Annotated in this window: 13 protein-coding genes; 9 read left to right on the top strand and 4 right to left on the bottom strand. The window is 65.1% G+C overall.

The window, feature by feature from the left end:
- Nucleotides 1-36: 36 nt before the first annotated feature.
- Complete coding sequence (locus tag QM707_RS03835) at nt 37-927, bottom strand: transglycosylase SLT domain-containing protein (protein ID WP_415000543.1); 891 nt, start codon at nt 925-927, stop codon at nt 37-39.
- Nucleotides 928-1,010: 83 nt separating this feature from the next.
- Here QM707_RS03835 and miaB point away from each other — a divergent pair, with 83 nt between their 5' ends.
- The 7 genes from miaB (at nt 1,011) to corA (ending at nt 7,450) form a co-directional block, all read left to right on the top strand.
- Nucleotides 1,011-2,450: a tRNA (N6-isopentenyl adenosine(37)-C2)-methylthiotransferase MiaB gene (gene miaB / locus QM707_RS03830; protein WP_415000542.1), complete on the top strand. Its 1,440-nt coding sequence runs from the start codon at nt 1,011-1,013 to the stop codon at nt 2,448-2,450.
- Nucleotides 2,451-2,468: 18 nt separating this feature from the next.
- The gene (locus QM707_RS03825) at nt 2,469-2,822 is read left to right on the top strand and encodes a hypothetical protein (protein ID WP_415000541.1); all 354 of its coding nucleotides are present in this window, start codon (nt 2,469-2,471) and stop codon (nt 2,820-2,822) included.
- 28 nt (nt 2,823-2,850) lie between these two features.
- A complete protein-coding gene (locus QM707_RS03820) occupies nt 2,851-3,834 on the top strand; it encodes a PhoH family protein (protein ID WP_415000540.1) in 984 nt (327 codons plus the stop codon).
- On the top strand, nt 3,831-4,301 hold the full coding sequence (ybeY, locus tag QM707_RS03815; protein WP_415000539.1) for an rRNA maturation RNase YbeY: 471 nt from the start codon (nt 3,831-3,833) through the stop codon (nt 4,299-4,301). The genes QM707_RS03820 and ybeY overlap by 4 nt, the downstream gene beginning before the upstream one ends.
- A 66-nt stretch (nt 4,302-4,367) precedes the next feature.
- Nucleotides 4,368-5,219, top strand: a complete 852-nt coding sequence (locus QM707_RS03810; protein ID WP_415000538.1) for an HlyC/CorC family transporter — start codon at nt 4,368-4,370, stop codon at nt 5,217-5,219.
- The gene (locus QM707_RS03805; protein WP_415000537.1) at nt 5,219-6,409 is read left to right on the top strand and encodes a DUF4105 domain-containing protein; all 1,191 of its coding nucleotides are present in this window, start codon (nt 5,219-5,221) and stop codon (nt 6,407-6,409) included. The genes QM707_RS03810 and QM707_RS03805 overlap by 1 nt, the downstream gene beginning before the upstream one ends.
- A 39-nt stretch (nt 6,410-6,448) precedes the next feature.
- Nucleotides 6,449-7,450 (top strand): magnesium/cobalt transporter CorA, encoded by a 1,002-nt coding sequence (gene corA, locus QM707_RS03800; RefSeq protein WP_415000536.1) that lies wholly within the window; start codon nt 6,449-6,451, stop codon nt 7,448-7,450.
- 98 nt (nt 7,451-7,548) lie between these two features.
- Here the strand turns inward: corA and QM707_RS03795 are convergent, their stop codons facing one another.
- Nucleotides 7,549-9,612, bottom strand: coding sequence for a prolyl oligopeptidase family serine peptidase (locus tag QM707_RS03795; RefSeq protein ID WP_415000535.1), 2,064 nt, complete (start codon nt 9,610-9,612; stop codon nt 7,549-7,551).
- Nucleotides 9,613-9,682: 70 nt separating this feature from the next.
- On the bottom strand, nt 9,683-11,614 hold the full coding sequence (locus QM707_RS03790) for an OPT family oligopeptide transporter (RefSeq protein WP_415000534.1): 1,932 nt from the start codon (nt 11,612-11,614) through the stop codon (nt 9,683-9,685).
- A gap of 106 nt (nt 11,615-11,720) precedes the next feature.
- On the opposite strand from QM707_RS03790, the gene QM707_RS03785 reads away from it, so the two are divergent.
- Nucleotides 11,721-13,490: a peptide MFS transporter gene (locus tag QM707_RS03785; protein WP_415000648.1), complete on the top strand. Its 1,770-nt coding sequence runs from the start codon at nt 11,721-11,723 to the stop codon at nt 13,488-13,490.
- Nucleotides 13,491-13,578: 88 nt separating this feature from the next.
- Nucleotides 13,579-14,598, top strand: coding sequence for an L-threonine 3-dehydrogenase (gene tdh / locus QM707_RS03780; protein ID WP_415000647.1), 1,020 nt, complete (start codon nt 13,579-13,581; stop codon nt 14,596-14,598).
- A gap of 78 nt (nt 14,599-14,676) precedes the next feature.
- Here tdh and QM707_RS03775 read toward each other — a convergent pair whose 3' ends face one another.
- The gene (locus QM707_RS03775; protein ID WP_415000533.1) at nt 14,677-15,408 is read right to left on the bottom strand and encodes a TorF family putative porin; all 732 of its coding nucleotides are present in this window, start codon (nt 15,406-15,408) and stop codon (nt 14,677-14,679) included.
- Between the last annotated feature and the right edge of the window lie 120 nt (nt 15,409-15,528).

The following is a 15,528-nucleotide window of genomic DNA, read 5'->3' as shown; positions in this document are numbered from 1 at the left end:
GAGCGGCTCGTCCGGCCACGGGCGGCGCCGGCCCGGTCAGGGCGTGGCGGGCGCTTCGCGGTAGCGTTGGGCGAGTTGGCCCACGCGCTCGACATAACGGCGCGTCTCGTTGTAGGGCGGCACGCCGTTGTAACGATCCACCGCACCTTCGCCCGCGTTATAGGCTGCGGCGACCAGCGTCAGGTCCGAGCGGTAACGCTTCATCAGCCAGGCCAGGTACTGCACGCCGCCGCGGATGTTCTGGCCCGGATCGAAGGGATCGCTGACGCCGAAGCGCGAGGCCGTCGCCGGGATCAGCTGCATCAGGCCCTGGGCATTCTTCGGCGACACCACGTGCGGTCGGAAGGCCGATTCGGCATGGATGATCGCCCGGACTACCGCTTCTTCGACGCCGTACTGCAGGGCGGCGCTGCGGATCTCGCCGCTGAAAGCGGTCGTATTGAGCGTGACGCGTCCGAAATTCGTGCCCGGCAGGACGGCGCAGGCGTAACAGCTGGGCTGCGAAAAGATCGCGTATTCGATCCGGCTGACGCTGACGTTGCTGGCGCCCTTGGGCCGGCGATTGCTGAAATTGCGCACGCCGTTGGCGTCGGTGTAGGAGTAGATCGTGGAATGCGCCATGCGCAGGAATCGCGGCGTGAAGCCGGCGGTCTTGACCTGGTCCGGCGCTTTCGGATCGCTTGCCCTGGACGCCGCCTGGACCGGCGCCGGGTTCGACGCGGTCGCCGTTGTCTCAGCGGCGGCCGGCTCGCTGCGCTTGGGCGCCGGGGAAGGCGTGGTGGCGATCAGCTTGCACTGCGCGCCGGGCACCCGCTTGCTGCTGTAGTTCGGTATGCCGTCCGTGCCGACACAGCGGTACAGGCCGCCCGCCGTTGCAGGCCCCGCAAACGCCAAGCCCAGCCAGATCAAGAAATGCAATCGCCCCATGGCGCGGAGTGTCCGCCCTTTTTTTTGGAAATCCAAGCGCTTAGGCGCGAAATGAATGGCCCGATCTCCCGCCTGGGCCTACAATGACCGCCCCGCGGACCGGAATAAACGCCGTCCTCCCCCGGAGCCAGCCCATGAGCCAGCCTATCTCCCCCGCCACCGGCATGCCGCCGTCCGGAAAACTCTTCATCAAGACGCACGGCTGTCAGATGAACGAGTACGACTCCGCCCGCATGGCCGACCTGCTCGCCGCCGAGCATGGCCTGGAGCTGACCGACGACGAGTCGCAGGCCGACGTCATTCTGGTCAATACCTGCTCGATCCGGGAAAAGGCACAGGAAAAGGTCTTCAGTCAGCTCGGCCGCTGGCGCCTGCTCAAGCAGGACAAACCGCACCTGGTGATCGGCGTGGGCGGCTGCGTGGCCTCGCAGGAGGGCGACGCGCTGCTCAAGCGCGCGCCCTTCGTGGATCTGGTCTTCGGTCCGCAAACCCTGCATCGCCTGCCCGACCTGATCGATGCGCGCCGCGAAACCGGCAAGCCGCAGGTGGACATCAGCTTCCCGGAAGTCGAGAAGTTCGATCGCCTGCCGGAACCGCGCGCCGAAGGCCCGACCGCCTTCGTCTCGATCATGGAAGGCTGCAGCAAGTACTGCTCGTTCTGCGTCGTGCCCTATACGCGCGGCGAGGAGGTCTCGCGTCCGTTCGACGACGTGCTGCTGGAAGTGGCGCAACTGGCGGAACAAGGCGTACGCGAAATCAACCTGCTCGGCCAGAACGTCAATGCCTATCGCGGAACGATCGGCGACTCGGAAGAAATCGCCGACCTCGCGTTGCTGATCCGCGCCATTGCCGAGATCGAGGGCATCGGCCGCATCCGCTACACCACCTCGCATCCGCTCGAATTCAGCGACTCGCTGATCGAGGCGCACCGCGATGTCGACAAGCTGGCCAATTTCCTCCATCTACCGGTGCAATCGGGTTCGGACCGCATCCTGACCGCGATGAAGCGCAACCACACCGCGCTGGAGTTCAAGGCCAAGATCCGCAAGCTGCGCGAAGCCAAGCCGGGCATTTGCATCAGCTCGGACTTCATCGTCGGCTTCCCGGGCGAAACCGAGCGCGATTTCGAAGCGACGATGAAGCTGATCGATGACGTCGGCTTCGACCAGAGTTTCTCCTTCATCTACTCGCGCCGTCCCGGCACGCCGGCGGCCAGCCTGGACGACGACACGCCCGCGGCGGTGAAGCACGAACGCCTGTCGCGCCTGCAGGCCGCCATCAACGCCAACGCCCGGCACATCTCCGAGGCGATGGTCGGCAGCGTGCAGCGCGTGCTGGTCGAAGGCCCGAGCAAGAAGGACGCCAACGAGATGACCGGCCGCTGCGAGAACATGCGTTACGTGAACTTTGCCGGCCACCGGCGACTGGCCGGGCAGTTCGTCGACGTGCTGATAACGCATGCGATGAGCAATTCGTTGCGTGGCCGACTCGCCATCGGCGACGAGGACGGCGTCGCCGCCTGAACCCCAAGCAAGGGAGCAATGCCATGGCATCGTTGGGTCTGTTCGAACTGTTGCTGGCAGAACATCGGTCGGTTGCTCCTGCTCGCCCTGCTCGTCGGCGGCTTGGTGCTCGCCTTCCAGCGCCAGGCGAAGCATCCGACCGTCTCGCTGTACGTCGCCATCGCGCTGGTCGCGGGGATCGTTCAGGTCGCCGCCGGCATCGGCCTGCAATGGTGGCTGGCGCAGTCGGCGGCTTCCGGCGGCTATTCCGGCAATACCGTTTTCTTCACCGCCTTCGGCTTCTTCCAGACCGCGCTCGAACTGGTCTCGGTCGGATTCCTCGTCGCGGCCGCGTTCGTCGACCGCGACCCGGCCCCGCCGCCGCACCGTTGATGATCGCTTCGACGACGAGCGAACGCCCATGACCGCAGCGCAACGCGACTTCGTGCTCGAACCGCAGGACGGCGATCGCCTGGCCAACCTCAACGGCCCGTTCGACGAGCACCTGCGCCAGATCGAGTCCCGCCTGGGCGTGCAGATCGCCAATCGCGGCAACGTCTTTCGCGTCAGCGGCGAGGAGCATGCCGCGATCGCCGCCGAGCGCCTGTTGCAGGCCCTGTACGCCGATGCCGCCAGCGAAGTGCTCGACCCGCAACGCATCCACCTGCGCTTGAGCGAAGCGAACGTCGAACGCCTCGGCAGCGCCGACGAGATCGTGCCGCAGGAAGTCTCGATCAAGGTCAAGCGCGGCAGCGTGCGCGGCCGTGGCGCCAACCAGGCGCGTTACCTGCACGCGATCGCCACGCACGACATCAATTTCGGCGTCGGCCCGGCCGGCACCGGCAAGACCTATCTCGCGGTCGCGATGGCGGTCGATGCCTTGAACGAAGGCCGCGTGCAGCGGTTGCTGCTGGTGCGGCCGGCGGTCGAGGCCGGCGAGAAACTCGGCTTCCTGCCCGGCGATCTGTCGCAGAAGGTCGATCCCTACCTGCGCCCGCTGTACGACGCGCTGTACGAAATGCTCGGCGTCGAGAAAGTGGCCAAGCTGCTCGAACGCAATGTCATCGAGATCGCGCCGCTGGCCTACATGCGCGGCCGCACGCTCAACGATGCCTACGTCATCCTCGACGAAGCGCAGAACACCAGCATCGAACAGATGAAGATGTTCCTGACGCGCATCGGCTACGGTTCGACCGCCGTCGTCACCGGCGACATGACGCAGATCGACCTGCCGAAACACCAGAAGTCCGGCCTGAAGGACGCGATCGAGGTGCTGAAGGACGTCAAGGGCATTTCCTTCACCTTCTTCGATGCGCGCGATGTCGTGCGCCATCCGCTCGTGGCGAAGATCGTGCAGGCGTATGATCGGCGCGACGCCCGTGACGACGGTAACGAGAAGGCATGACGCGCGGCCCCATCCAGCTCGATGTCAGCGTCAGTTACGGACTGCCGCGCAAGGGCGTGCCCGCCGCCGCCAGCTTCCGCCGCTGGGTGGCCGCCGCCTGCACGGGCCGCATCCGCCGCGCCGACTTGGGCATCCGCCTGGTCGACGCCAAGGTCGGGCGTTCGCTCAACCGGCATTACCGGGACAAGGATTACGCGACCAATGTCCTCAGCTTCCCGGCCGACCTGCCCGAGGGCGTGACCCTGCCCCTGCTCGGCGACCTGGTGATCTGCGCACCGGTCGTCGCCCGCGAGGCCCGCGAACAGGGCAAGGCGCTGGCTGCGCACTACGCCCACCTGACGATCCACGGGGTTCTGCACTTGCTCGGCCTGGACCACGAGGACGAGCGCGAGGCCGAGGCCATGGAGCAGATCGAGCGGGAAATCCTGGCCGGCTTGGGCTTCGCCGACCCGTATTACGAAAGCTGAAACCTGCCGATTTCGGCGGTTTGCTAGACTTTCCCTTCCGCCGCCCCCGGCGCATCACCCGTTTCCATGTCCGACGAGCCCGACAGTAGCCCCCCGCATGAACGCCGTTCCTGGCTGGAACGGCTGAGTCAGGCCTTCTCGGGAGAACCGCAGAACCGGGAGGATCTGGTCGAGATCCTGCGCGATGCCCAGGCCAATGGCCTGGTGGGCAGCGATACCCTGAAGATGCTCGAAGGCGCGCTGGCCGTGTCCGAGCGGCAGGTCGACGACATCATGATCCCGCGGGCCCAAATGGTCTCGCTACCGGTCGACGCCGCCTTCCTCGACCTGATGAAGTTGGTGGTCGAATCGGGCCATTCGCGCTTCCCGGTGCACGGCGAGGACAAGGATGACATCCTCGGGGTGTTGCTGGCGAAGGATCTGCTGCGCGGCATCGTCGCCGATGGCGGACCCGGCCAAGTCCGCGAGCTGCTGCGGCCAGCGGTGCTGATTCCCGAATCCAAGCGCCTGAACGTGCTGCTGAAGGAGTTCCGGCTTTCGCGCAACCACATGGCCATCGTCGTCGACGAACACGGTGGCGTTGCCGGTCTGGTCACGATCGAGGACGTACTCGAACAGATCGTCGGCGAAATTGACGACGAACACGACGAAGCCGACGAGGCGAAAATGATCGCGGCGCAGGCCGATGGCCAATTCGTCGTGGATGCGCTGACCCCCATCGGCGATTTCAACGAGCAGTTCCGCGCCGATTTCCCCGACGACGAATACGACACGATCGGCGGCCTGATAACTTCCGCCATCGGCCACCTGCCTGAAGCCGGCGAGGAACTGAGCATGGACCGATTCCATTTCCGGGTCGGCCGGGCGGACGCACGCCGCGTGCATTCCTTCGTCGTCAGCGTGCACGCGCCGGAGTGATGCGGCGCTTCGTCCTGGGGCTATGCCTGTGGCTGATCGCCACGGCCGCCTGCGCCGTCTCGCTCGCACCCGTCGTCGCGCCGCGCATCGGCGTCATGACGATGGAGCCGGGCGAGGAGTTCTGGGAACGCTTCGGCCACAACGCCATCGTCGTGGTCGACCCCGCCACGCGCGCGGCGACCTCGTACAACTACGGCTACTTCGACATGTCCGAGCCGGACTTCGTCGGGAATTTCGTACGCGGGCGGATGCGCTACCAGCTGGTGGCGATTCCGTTCGAGGAAGATGTCGAGAACTACCGCCTCGTCGGGCGCGGCGTCACCCTGCAGTGGCTCGATCTCGACCCTGCACAGGCCGAGTCGATCGCCGCCGCGCTGGCGTTGAACGCGCGACCGGAAAACGCCCGCTACACCTACGACTATTTCCTGTCGAACTGTTCCACCCGCGTGCGCGATCGTCTCGATGAAGGCTTGGGCGGCATGCTCAAGCGCCATCTCTCCGGTCGTTCCGAGGGCAACACCTACCGCAGCGAAGCGGTGCGCTTGGCCTGGCCGGCCCCGTGGATGGCCTTCGGCTTCCATGTCGGACTTTCCGGCGCGGCCGACGCCCCCCTATCGCGCTGGCAGGAAGCCTTCATCCCGATGCGCCTGCGCGACGCCCTGCGCGAACTCAGGCGTGCCGACGGTCGACCGTTGGTCGCGCAGGAAACGGTCGTGGTTCCGCACCGGCTTTCCCTGCCGCCGAGCGAACTGCCGCGCTGGCGTCTCCCCGCATTGTTCATCGGCATGGTGCTGGCGGTGTCGGCGATGTGGCTGGGCCGGCGTCGGCCGCGCGTATTGGCGGCGATCGCGCTGCCGTTCTGGACGCTGTGCGCGCTGCTGGGAGGCACGATGCTCTTCCTCTGGCTCGGCAGCCAGCATCGTTTCGCCTGGGGCAACGAAAACCTGCTCCTCCTGAGCCCGCTTTGCCTGCTCCCGCTGCGCGGTGGCTGGTCGATCGCCCGGGGCCGCCGGCCCGGCAAGCATTTCGCCACACTGCTGTGGTTGGTCGCAGGCAGTGCCGCGATCGCCGGCTTCCTGAAGTTCCTGCCTTTCCGGCCGCAGGAAAACGTCGAATGGGTATTGCTGCTCCTGCCCCTGCACCTGGCGCTGGCACGCAGCTTCGATCCGAAACCGCAGCCGGCGCCTTGAGCGCTTGCCGAGCGCAGGCCGCTCGCCGATGATCGCGGCATGAACACTCCCCTCGCCCCGATCACACCGGCCTGCGTCATCAATTGCGTCGCCTACGGCCGCGACGGTTCGCGCCGCGACATCACGCTCGACGCCATCAGCGACGTGCTCGCCGTGGACGACGGCAGCTTCGTCTGGGTCGGCCTGTACGAACCCGAAGAGTCGCTGCTCGACAAGCTGCAGGAAGAATTCGGCCTGCACGACCTGGCCGTCGAGGACGCGCACAACGCGCACCAGCGACCCAAGATCGAAGCCTACGGACAATCGCTGTTCATCGCCGCGCACACCGCGCAGGTCGTCGACGGCAAGCTCTCGTTCGGCGAGACGCATATCTTCGTCGGACCGCGCTACCTGGTGACGGTGCGACATGGTTCGTCGCTGTCGTACGCACCGGTCCGGGCGCGCTGCGAGCGCGAGCCCGAGCTCATGGCGGTCGGTCCCAGTTACGGCCTGTACGCGGTACTCGACTTCATCGTCGATAACTTCATGCCGATCGTCGACGAGTTCCGCGAGCAGCTCAACGCCCTCGAACAGGACATCTTCGCCGAGTCCTTCCGCCGCGAAACGGTGGCCAAGCTCTACCAGCTCAAGCGCGACCTGACGCGCATGCGCCTGGCGGTCGCTCCGATGCAGGACATCACCGGCCAGCTCACGCGCGTGCACACCGCCCTGGTCGGCGAGGAAATGCGCCTGTACTTCCGCGACGTGTTCGACCACACGCTGCGCGTCAACGACGCCACCGACACCCTGCGCGAGATGCTGACGGCGGCGATGTCGGTGAACCTGGCGCTGGTGACCGTCGCCCAGGGCGAGATCGTCAAGCGCCTGGCCGGCTGGGCCGGGTTGCTCGCCGCGCCGACGCTGATCGCCAGCTGGTACGGCATGAACTTCGTGCATATGCCGGAACTCGGCGGGCGCTACAGCTACTGGATAATGATCGGCGTGACCATCCTGGTCTGCAGTGGCCTCTATGCGACCTTGCGTCGCGCGAAGTGGCTCTGACCTGCAGCATCGCGGTCGTAACCCGGCATCGCCGAATGCAGGAAGGCCGCGGTTTCCCGCGGCCTTCGCTTTTCCGCTGATCTAGCGGGCTCGCTGGCCTATTCGGCGGTCCAGCGCTTGATCCAGGCATTGACCGTGTCGTGCCACAACACGCTGTTCTGCGGATTGAGCACCCAGTGGTTCTCGTTCGGGAAGTACAGGAACTGGCTCTCGACGCCCTTGCGCTGCAGCGCCCCGAACAAGGCGATGCCCTGCTCGACCGGAATGCGGTAATCGAGCTGGCCGTGCACGACCAGCATCGGCACCTTGAACTTGTCGGCGTGCAGGACCGGATTGAAGCGTTCGTAGCTCTCCGGCTTGTCGAACACCGTGCCGCCGTTTTCCCATTCGGTGAACCACATCTCTTCGGTGCTGTAGCCCATCATGCGGTTGTCGAAGATGCCGTCATGGCTGACCAGGCACTTCCAAGCATCGGGCCACTGGCTGGCGATCCAGTTCACCATGAAGCCGCCATAGCTGGCGCCGAGCGCGCAGGCCCTGTTGCCGTCGAGGAAGGCGTACTTCTTCTGCGCCGCCGCCCAACCCTTCTGCAGGTCTTCGAGCGGTCGATCGCCCCAATGCTGCGAAATCGCATCGGTGAAGGCCTGGCCGTAACCGGTGGATCCGTGGAAGTCGATCATCACCACGGCGAAACCCTGGCCTGCATAGGTCTGCGGATTCCAGCGGAAGCTCCAGCCGTTGCCGAAGCTGCCCTGCGGGCCGCCATGGATCAGGAACGCGACCGGATACTTCTTGCCGGCCTGGTAGTTCCACGGCTTCACGACATAACCATGCACGGTCTCGCCGTTCCAGCCGATGAAGTTGAACTGCTCGTACTGGCCGAAGGCGATGTCCTTGAACTTCTCCACGTTGTTGACGCTGACCTGGCGCGCGGCGCTGCCGTCGGCGCGCGAAGCGAACAGATCGCCCGGCGACTTGAGGCTGTTGCGCACGAAGACCAGGGTGTCGCCGACGAGATCGAACGTCGCGATCGAACCATCGCCCGCCACGCGCGTCGCCTGCCCGGCGGCGATATCGAAGGAGAACAGCGGGTGCTGCCCGAGTTCCTGCGCCGTCGTGTAGATGCGCTTGCCATCGGCCGAGAGCTTGATGTTGTCGGCCGATGCGTCCCACAGCGGATCGAGCTCGCGGCTGGCGCCGCTGCCCAGGTCGAGCGACATCAGCGCGAAACGATCCGCCTCGAAACCGGGACGCTTCATTGCGCGATAGAACAAGGTCTTGCCATCGGCGCTGAACACCGGACCGGCATCCCAGGCGGGGTTCGCGGCGGTCAGGTTCTTCGGTGCCGCATCGCCTTCGACAGGTGCAAGGAAGATGTCGAAGTTAGTCGACCAGGGCTCGGTCTTGCCGGCGATGCGAACGCTGAAGGCGATGGATTTACCGTCCGGCGACCAGGCGAACTCGTCGACGTCGCCGAAGGGCTTGGACGGGATATCGCCATCGATGCCCCGGCTGAGCTTCACCGGTTCGCCACCCAGCTTGCCGTCGGCACCGAACGAGGCGACGAACAACTGGTTGCGCCGGCCATCGGCCCAGGTGTCCCAATGCCGGATGAAGGCCTTGTCGAACACGACGCCACGGGCCTTGCGTGCGGCCGCCTCGTCGACGCGCTTCTTGCTGCAGTCGAGCGTGTCGCAGTCGTTGAACACTTCGAAGGCGAGTGCGATGGACTTGCCATCGGGCGAGAGCTTGTAGCCGCCGACATCCATCGTGTAGTTCGACAGCTGCACGGCATCGCCGCCGGCGACGGCCTGCGACCACAGCTGCATCGATCCGGATTTGGCGGACAGGAAATACACCGTCTTGCCGTCCGGCGAAAATGCCGGACTGTTGACGCTCATGCCCTCGGCCGTGAAGCGCACCGGCGGCGCCGCGTCGCGCGCGACCAGGTTCTCGATCCACAAGCCCGTGCGGCTCTTGTTGGCGTCGAGATCGGTCTGGCGCACGGCGAAGACGACGAGGCGACCGTCGGGCGACAGCACCGGGCTGGAAACACGGTCGAGTGCCGCCATGTCGCGAACTTCCAGCGGACGGGCGGCCTGCGCGCCGGCCGGCAACAACGCGGCCATCAGCACGGGCAGGAAAGCGTGACGAAGATTCATGCGAGTCTCGGCGAAAAAAAGTGAAAGATGCGTCGCGCCGGCGTGGTACCGGCGCGACGGGTTGTCGCGTTTACTGCTGGCCGGCGGACTTGGCGCCGGTGCGATAGATCAGCCAGCCGACGAAGGCCAGCACGATCAGGCCGACGATCTGTCCGAAATGGAACTGCTCCGGCAGCGCCAGCACATCGGCGCGCTCGGTGACGACGATCGGAATGGCGATGGCGATGCCCATCAGGGCCTCGCCGGTGATCAGGCCTGCGGCGAACAGCACTCCCGGACGATGCACGCGATCGCGCATCGCTTCGTCGTGCGTGCCGACGATGCCGTGGCGACGTTCGACGAAATACGCGAGCAGACCGCCGAGGAAGATCGGCACCATCAACTCCAGCGGCAGGTAGATGCCGATGGCCGCAGCCAGTACCGGAACGCGGAAGGAAGAGCCGCGCGACTTCAGCCAGTTGTCGAAGGCGATGACGATCGCACCGATCACCGCGCCGGCGCCGATCATGTCCCAGGGCAACTTGCCGCCGAACATGCCCTTCGCGACGGAAGCCATCAAGGTCGCCTGCGGTGCCTGCAACGAGCCTGGGCGGGTCGGGTCGCCGATGCCGTAGGCCTGCGCCAGCAGGTTCAGTACCGGCGCCATGATAAGGGCGCAGGAGAATGCGCCGATGCCGAGCATCAACTGCTGTTTCCAGGGCGTCGCACCGACGAGGTAACCGGCCTTCAGGTCCTGCAGGTTGTCGCCACCAACGGCAGCGGCGCAGCAGACCACGGCACCGATCATGATGGCCGCGACCGCGCCGATCTTGGAATCGCTGCCGAGCAGGAACATCAGCACTACCGAGGCGAACAGGATCGTCGCGATCGTGATGCCCGACACCGGGTTGTTCGACGAGCCCACGAGGCCGGCGAGATACGCCGACACCGAGACGAACAGGAAGCCGGCCACGATCATGATGACCGTCATCGGCACGCTGACGCCCCAATTGTTGACGATGGCCTGGTACAGGCCCAGCAGCGGCAAGGTGAACAGCACCAACGCGACCAGCATCCACTTCATCGGCAGGTCGCGTTCGGTTTCCGCGACGTTCGCATCGGAACCCTTGCGGGCGGCGGCGATGCCGCTCTTCACGCCGGACAGCAGCGAATTGCGCAGCGACCACAAGGTCCATACGCCGCCGATCAGCATCGCACCGACGCCGAGATAACGGATCCTCTCGCCGCGGATGATCGCGGCCGCTTCCGCCGCGGTCTTGCCGGCCAGCTGCGCCGCCATTTCCGGATCGCCGCTCGCCAGGAACGCGTGGTAGAACGGAATGGCGATGTTGTAGGCGAGGATGCTGCCCGAGACCACGACGATGCCGATGTTCAGGCCGACGATGTAACCGACGCCAAGCAGCGCCGGCGACAGGCCCGTGCCCATGTAGCCCAGGTACTTGCCGAAGAAACCGGCACCGGCCGCATTGTCCGGAATCATGCGGAAGCCGCTTTCCGCAGCAAGCTTGACCAAGGCACCGATACCGGCGGAGATGCCGAGGATCTTCAGGCCCGGACCGGGATTCTCGCCGGCTTTCAATACTTCGGCGGCCGCCTTGCCTTCCGGGAAGGGCAGCGGATCCTCGACGATCATCGAACGGCGCAACGGCACCGAGAACAATACGCCGAGCAGGCCACCGAGACCGGCGATGGCCAGTACCCAGGAATATTTGAAGTCGTCCCAATAGCCCAGGATGATCAGCGCAGGGATCGTGAAGATCACGCCTGCGGCGATCGATGAGCCGGCCGACGCGCCGGTCTGCACGATGTTGTTCTCGAGGATCGTGCCGCCGCCGAGCAGGCGCAGCACGCCCATCGAAACGACAGCGGCGGGAATGGCGGTCGCGATCGTGAGGCCGGCGAACAGGCCGAGGTAGGCGTTCGCGGCGGACAGGATGACCGCCAACACCATCGCCAGCAGCACGGCGCGGAAAGTGAGTTGCGGGGGCGACGCAGGATTCATCGGGAACTCCGGGACCTGGAAACCCGGCGATGGTGGCACGAGCCGGCGGCTATACTCAAACGAACGCCCCAGCCGGACTCCGAACGTGACCCCTGTCGCAGAAGCCATGCCCGCGGCGGACAGCCGCGACGACGAGTTCCTCGGACACCCCAGGGGCGTCTATGTCTGCTTCTTCACCGAGATGTGGGAGCGCTTCTCCTTCTATGGGATGAAGGCGCTGCTGTTGCTGTATCTTACGAAATACCACTTGTTCAGCGACACCGGCGGATTGAACCTGCTGGGCGCATACGGTGGACTGGTCTACTGCCTGCCGGTGCTGGGCGGCCTCGTCGCCGATCGTTGGCTGGGCATGCGCAAGGCGGTGGTGTTCGGCGGCGTGCTGCTGGTGCTGGGCCATCTCGGCATGGCCTTCGAAGGCGAGCAGGCGCGACGGGTCGGCGATGCGGTGGTGCGCGACGATACCGCCCTTTGGGTGTTCTATTGTTCGTTGGCGCTGATCATCATGGGCGTGGGCTTCCTCAAGCCGAACATCTCCGTGATCGTCGGCAAGCTCTACGCCGAAGACGATCCGCGCCGCGACTCCGGTTTCTCGCTGTTCTACGCCGGCATCAATCTCGGCGCCATGCTTGCCTCGCTGGTCTGCGGTGTCCTGGGCGAGACCTATGGCTGGAAATACGGTTTCGGCGCGGCCGGCATCGGCATGCTTGCCGGCCTGGCGATGTTCCTATGGGGCCAGAAGTACCTCAACGGCGCGGCCGAACCGCCGCGACCGGAGCTCCTGCGCGAGCGCGTCATGGGCATGCCGCGCGAATGGGCCATCTACCTGGGCGCGCTGCTCGGCCTCGCGCCGGTAGCCGCATTGATGTGGGCGACGGGAAGCGACCGATTCAGCCTCGACATCGGCGTCGACCTGACGCTGGCGCAACTGTTGATGTTGATCGTGCTGGCCGTGGTGCTGTCATGGTTCGCACGCTTCGTGCTGCGCGATTGCGACAAGCGCGAACGCGGCCAGATGATCACGCTGATGGCGCTGATCTTCATCGCGCTGGTGTTCTACACGCTGTACGAACAGACCTACGGCTCATGGGTGGTATTCACCGATCGCCTGCTGACCAAGGATTTTTTCCCCTCGCTGGTTCTGCGCGAAGGGCTTCCGCTGTCCTACTTCGTGGCTTCGACGCTGCTGTTGCCGGCCGCTTTCATCCTGAGCTGCCTCTGGCGCGAACGCAGCCCCGGTTCGAAGGCACCGACGGCGATTTTCCTGCTGGCCGCCGCCGTGAACCTGCTCATGATTATCGGCATGGTCGTGTTGCAACCGCAGACGGCGGGTTCCCTCACTTTCATCTCGGGGGTTTTCATCCTGTCGCTGGCGCCCGTGTTCTCGTGGCTTTGGGGTTGGCTGGGTCGCCGCGGACGGAACCCGGGCAAACCGTTCAAGAGCGTGATCGGACTATTGTTCGGCGCATTGTCCTTCCTCCCGCTGTACCTGGCCGCACAGGCGGCAGGCGACTCCGGCACCTGGGCCAGCGTCTGGTGGCTGGTGTTGGCTTATGCGGTCCTGCAAGTCGGGGAAATCTGCCTCTATCCGGTCGGGCTGTCCGCCGTGACGCAATTGTCCGTGGCGCGCGTGGCCAGCCTGATGATGGGCACGTGGTTCCTGGCAACTGCGTTCTCCGAACTGCTGGCGGCCAAGCTCGGCACCCTCGCATCGATCGACGACCCCGGCGCCATCGCCGAACACAGTGCGGCCTGGGCCAGTGCAGCGGCCACGTACGGCGATTATTTCCTGAAGCTGACCCTGGGCGGACTTGGATGCGCGATCCTCGCCGCCCTCTGCCTGCCTTGGCTCAATCGCGGCATGCATGGCGTGAAATGAGCCGGTCGGGCAGGACGGACAGGCTCGGGGCCGGCGCTATAATTGCGGCTTCGAATTCCAGCTCTCGAGGACTCCCATGGCCGCGATGATGAAGGCGCTGGTCAAGCGCAATCCGGAAAAAGGCATCTGGATGGAACAGGTGCCGGTGCCGGTGCCCGGCCCGAACGAAGTGCTGATCAAGCTCGAGAAAACCGCGATCTGCGGCACCGACCTGCACATCTACAAATGGGACGAATGGTCGCAGCGGGTCATCAAGCCCGGCCTGGTGATCGGCCACGAATTCGTCGGCCGCATCGTCGAACTCGGCACGGGCGTCACCGGCTACAAGGTCGGCGACCGCGTTTCCGCCGAAGGCCATATCGTCTGCGGCCACTGCCGCAATTGCCGCGCCGGTCGCCAGCACCTGTGCCCGAACACGGTCGGCATCGGCGTGAATCGTCCCGGTGCCTTCGCGGAATACATCGCGATGCCCGCCTCCAATCTCTGGCCGATTCCCGACCAGATCCCGAGCGAGCTGGCGGCATTCTTCGACCCCTACGGCAACGCCGCGCACTGCGCGTTGGAATTCGACGTCATCGGCGAAGACGTGCTGATCACCGGCGCCGGCCCGATCGGCATCATCGCCGCCGGCATCTGCAAGCACATCGGCGCGCGCAACGTCGTCGTCACCGACGTCAACGACTACCGCCTGAAGCTCGCCGCCGACATGGGCGCCACGCGCGTGGTGAACGTGGCGAAGCAGTCGTTGAAGGACGTCGTCGCCGACCTGCACATGGAGGGCTTCGACGTAGGCCTGGAAATGAGCGGCAACCAGGCGGCCTTCAACGACATGCTCGACTGCATGTACCACGGCGGCAAGATCGCCCTGCTCGGCATCCTGCCCAAGGGCGCCGGCATCGATTGGGACAAGGTCATCTTCAAGGGATTGACGCTGCACGGCATCTACGGCCGGCGCATGTACGAGACCTGGTACAAGATGACGCAGATGGTGCTCAGCGGCTTTCCGCTGCAGAAGGTGCTCACGCACCAGGTGCATATCGACGATTTCCAGAAGGGTTTCGACCTGATGGACGCCGGCAACTGCGGCAAGGTCGTTTGCTCCTGGTAGCGGAACGGCTTCCTTCCGCGTCGCACGAAAAAATGGGGCGCCTTGCGGCGCCCCGTTGCGTTTCAACCGAAGCGGTGATCAGCCTTCGATCGTGAAGCTCAGCACGACGCGGTCCGAGACGCGCGGGCCGTCGATGTCGGTGTCGTAGAAATTCAGCGCGGCGTTGACCGGGCCGAACTGGCGGCTGACGCCGATGTTGTAGTCCGTGTAGCCGTCGACGCCGTCGCTGAAATCGGAATGGCCGACGCCGGCGTTGATGCTGAAGTCGTTGCCGACGTCCCAGGCGCCGGTCAGGCCGTAGTACAACGACGAATAGTCGGCGTTGGAGTAGTCGTTGGCGTAACCGATGGTGAGCGTCAGCATCTCGGAATAGGTCAGCTTGCCGATGATTTCGTTGTAATCGATGCTGCCGTAGGCATCGCGTTCGCCGATGTAGTTGTAACGCACCAGCGACAGGTCGAGGTTCCAGTCGTCGTTGAAGTCGTGGTTCCAGCCGATGTAGGTATCGAACTCCATGTCGGGACCGTCGGGATCGGCGAAGTCCACGTTGGAAGCCCAGACGCCGACGTACAGGCCGGTGTCGCCGAAGGCGTAGTCGAGCCCGCCCTGCAGCGCAGGCTGGAAATCGTTCTGGGTCACGCCGCGGAACACGTAGTCCGAGGTCAGCGACAGGTTCCAGCTCAGGTTCGAGGACTCTTCTTCGGCCGCTGCGGCTTCGTCGCCGGCCGCAGGCTCGTCCTGCGCCCAAGCCAGCATCGGGGAAGCGAGCAGGGCAAGACTCAGGGCAAGGGACAATTTCTTCAGTTTCATCGGTGCAGCTCCTGTGGATTCATTGGGTGGCAGGACGCGTCGAACGGGCTGTTTCCCTGCCCTGCGTGGTCCGCCCCTCTCCGGGGGCATTGAACTTTTTTAACACAGTTTTATCGTTCT

The sequence above is a fragment of the Arenimonas sp. genome, from assembly GCF_047602345.1.
Taxonomy (GTDB): Bacteria; Pseudomonadota; Gammaproteobacteria; order Xanthomonadales; family Xanthomonadaceae; genus Arenimonas.
Note: the sequence above shows the minus strand (reverse complement) of the source record. Positions and strands in the feature narration are given on the sequence as shown.

What these genes read in the sequence shown, in the direction of transcription:
- corA (WP_415000536.1), top strand. Translation starts at nt 6,449, where the DNA reads ATGAACACTCCCCTCGCCCCGATCACACCGGCCTGCGTCATCAATTGC.
- tdh (WP_415000647.1), top strand. Translation starts at nt 13,579, where the DNA reads ATGAAGGCGCTGGTCAAGCGCAATCCGGAAAAAGGCATCTGGATGGAA.
- QM707_RS03805 (WP_415000537.1), top strand. Translation starts at nt 5,219, where the DNA reads ATGCGGCGCTTCGTCCTGGGGCTATGCCTGTGGCTGATCGCCACGGCC.
- QM707_RS03810 (WP_415000538.1), top strand. Translation starts at nt 4,368, where the DNA reads ATGTCCGACGAGCCCGACAGTAGCCCCCCGCATGAACGCCGTTCCTGG.
- QM707_RS03790 (WP_415000534.1), bottom strand. Translation starts at nt 11,614, where the DNA reads ATGAATCCTGCGTCGCCCCCGCAACTCACTTTCCGCGCCGTGCTGCTG.
- QM707_RS03795 (WP_415000535.1), bottom strand. Translation starts at nt 9,612, where the DNA reads ATGAATCTTCGTCACGCTTTCCTGCCCGTGCTGATGGCCGCGTTGTTG.
- ybeY (WP_415000539.1), top strand. Translation starts at nt 3,831, where the DNA reads ATGACGCGCGGCCCCATCCAGCTCGATGTCAGCGTCAGTTACGGACTG.
- QM707_RS03820 (WP_415000540.1), top strand. Translation starts at nt 2,851, where the DNA reads ATGACCGCAGCGCAACGCGACTTCGTGCTCGAACCGCAGGACGGCGAT.
- QM707_RS03835 (WP_415000543.1), bottom strand. Translation starts at nt 927, where the DNA reads ATGGGGCGATTGCATTTCTTGATCTGGCTGGGCTTGGCGTTTGCGGGG.
- QM707_RS03825 (WP_415000541.1), top strand. Translation starts at nt 2,469, where the DNA reads ATGCCATGGCATCGTTGGGTCTGTTCGAACTGTTGCTGGCAGAACATC.
- QM707_RS03775 (WP_415000533.1), bottom strand. Translation starts at nt 15,408, where the DNA reads ATGAAACTGAAGAAATTGTCCCTTGCCCTGAGTCTTGCCCTGCTCGCT.
- QM707_RS03785 (WP_415000648.1), top strand. Translation starts at nt 11,721, where the DNA reads ATGCCCGCGGCGGACAGCCGCGACGACGAGTTCCTCGGACACCCCAGG.
- miaB (WP_415000542.1), top strand. Translation starts at nt 1,011, where the DNA reads ATGACCGCCCCGCGGACCGGAATAAACGCCGTCCTCCCCCGGAGCCAG.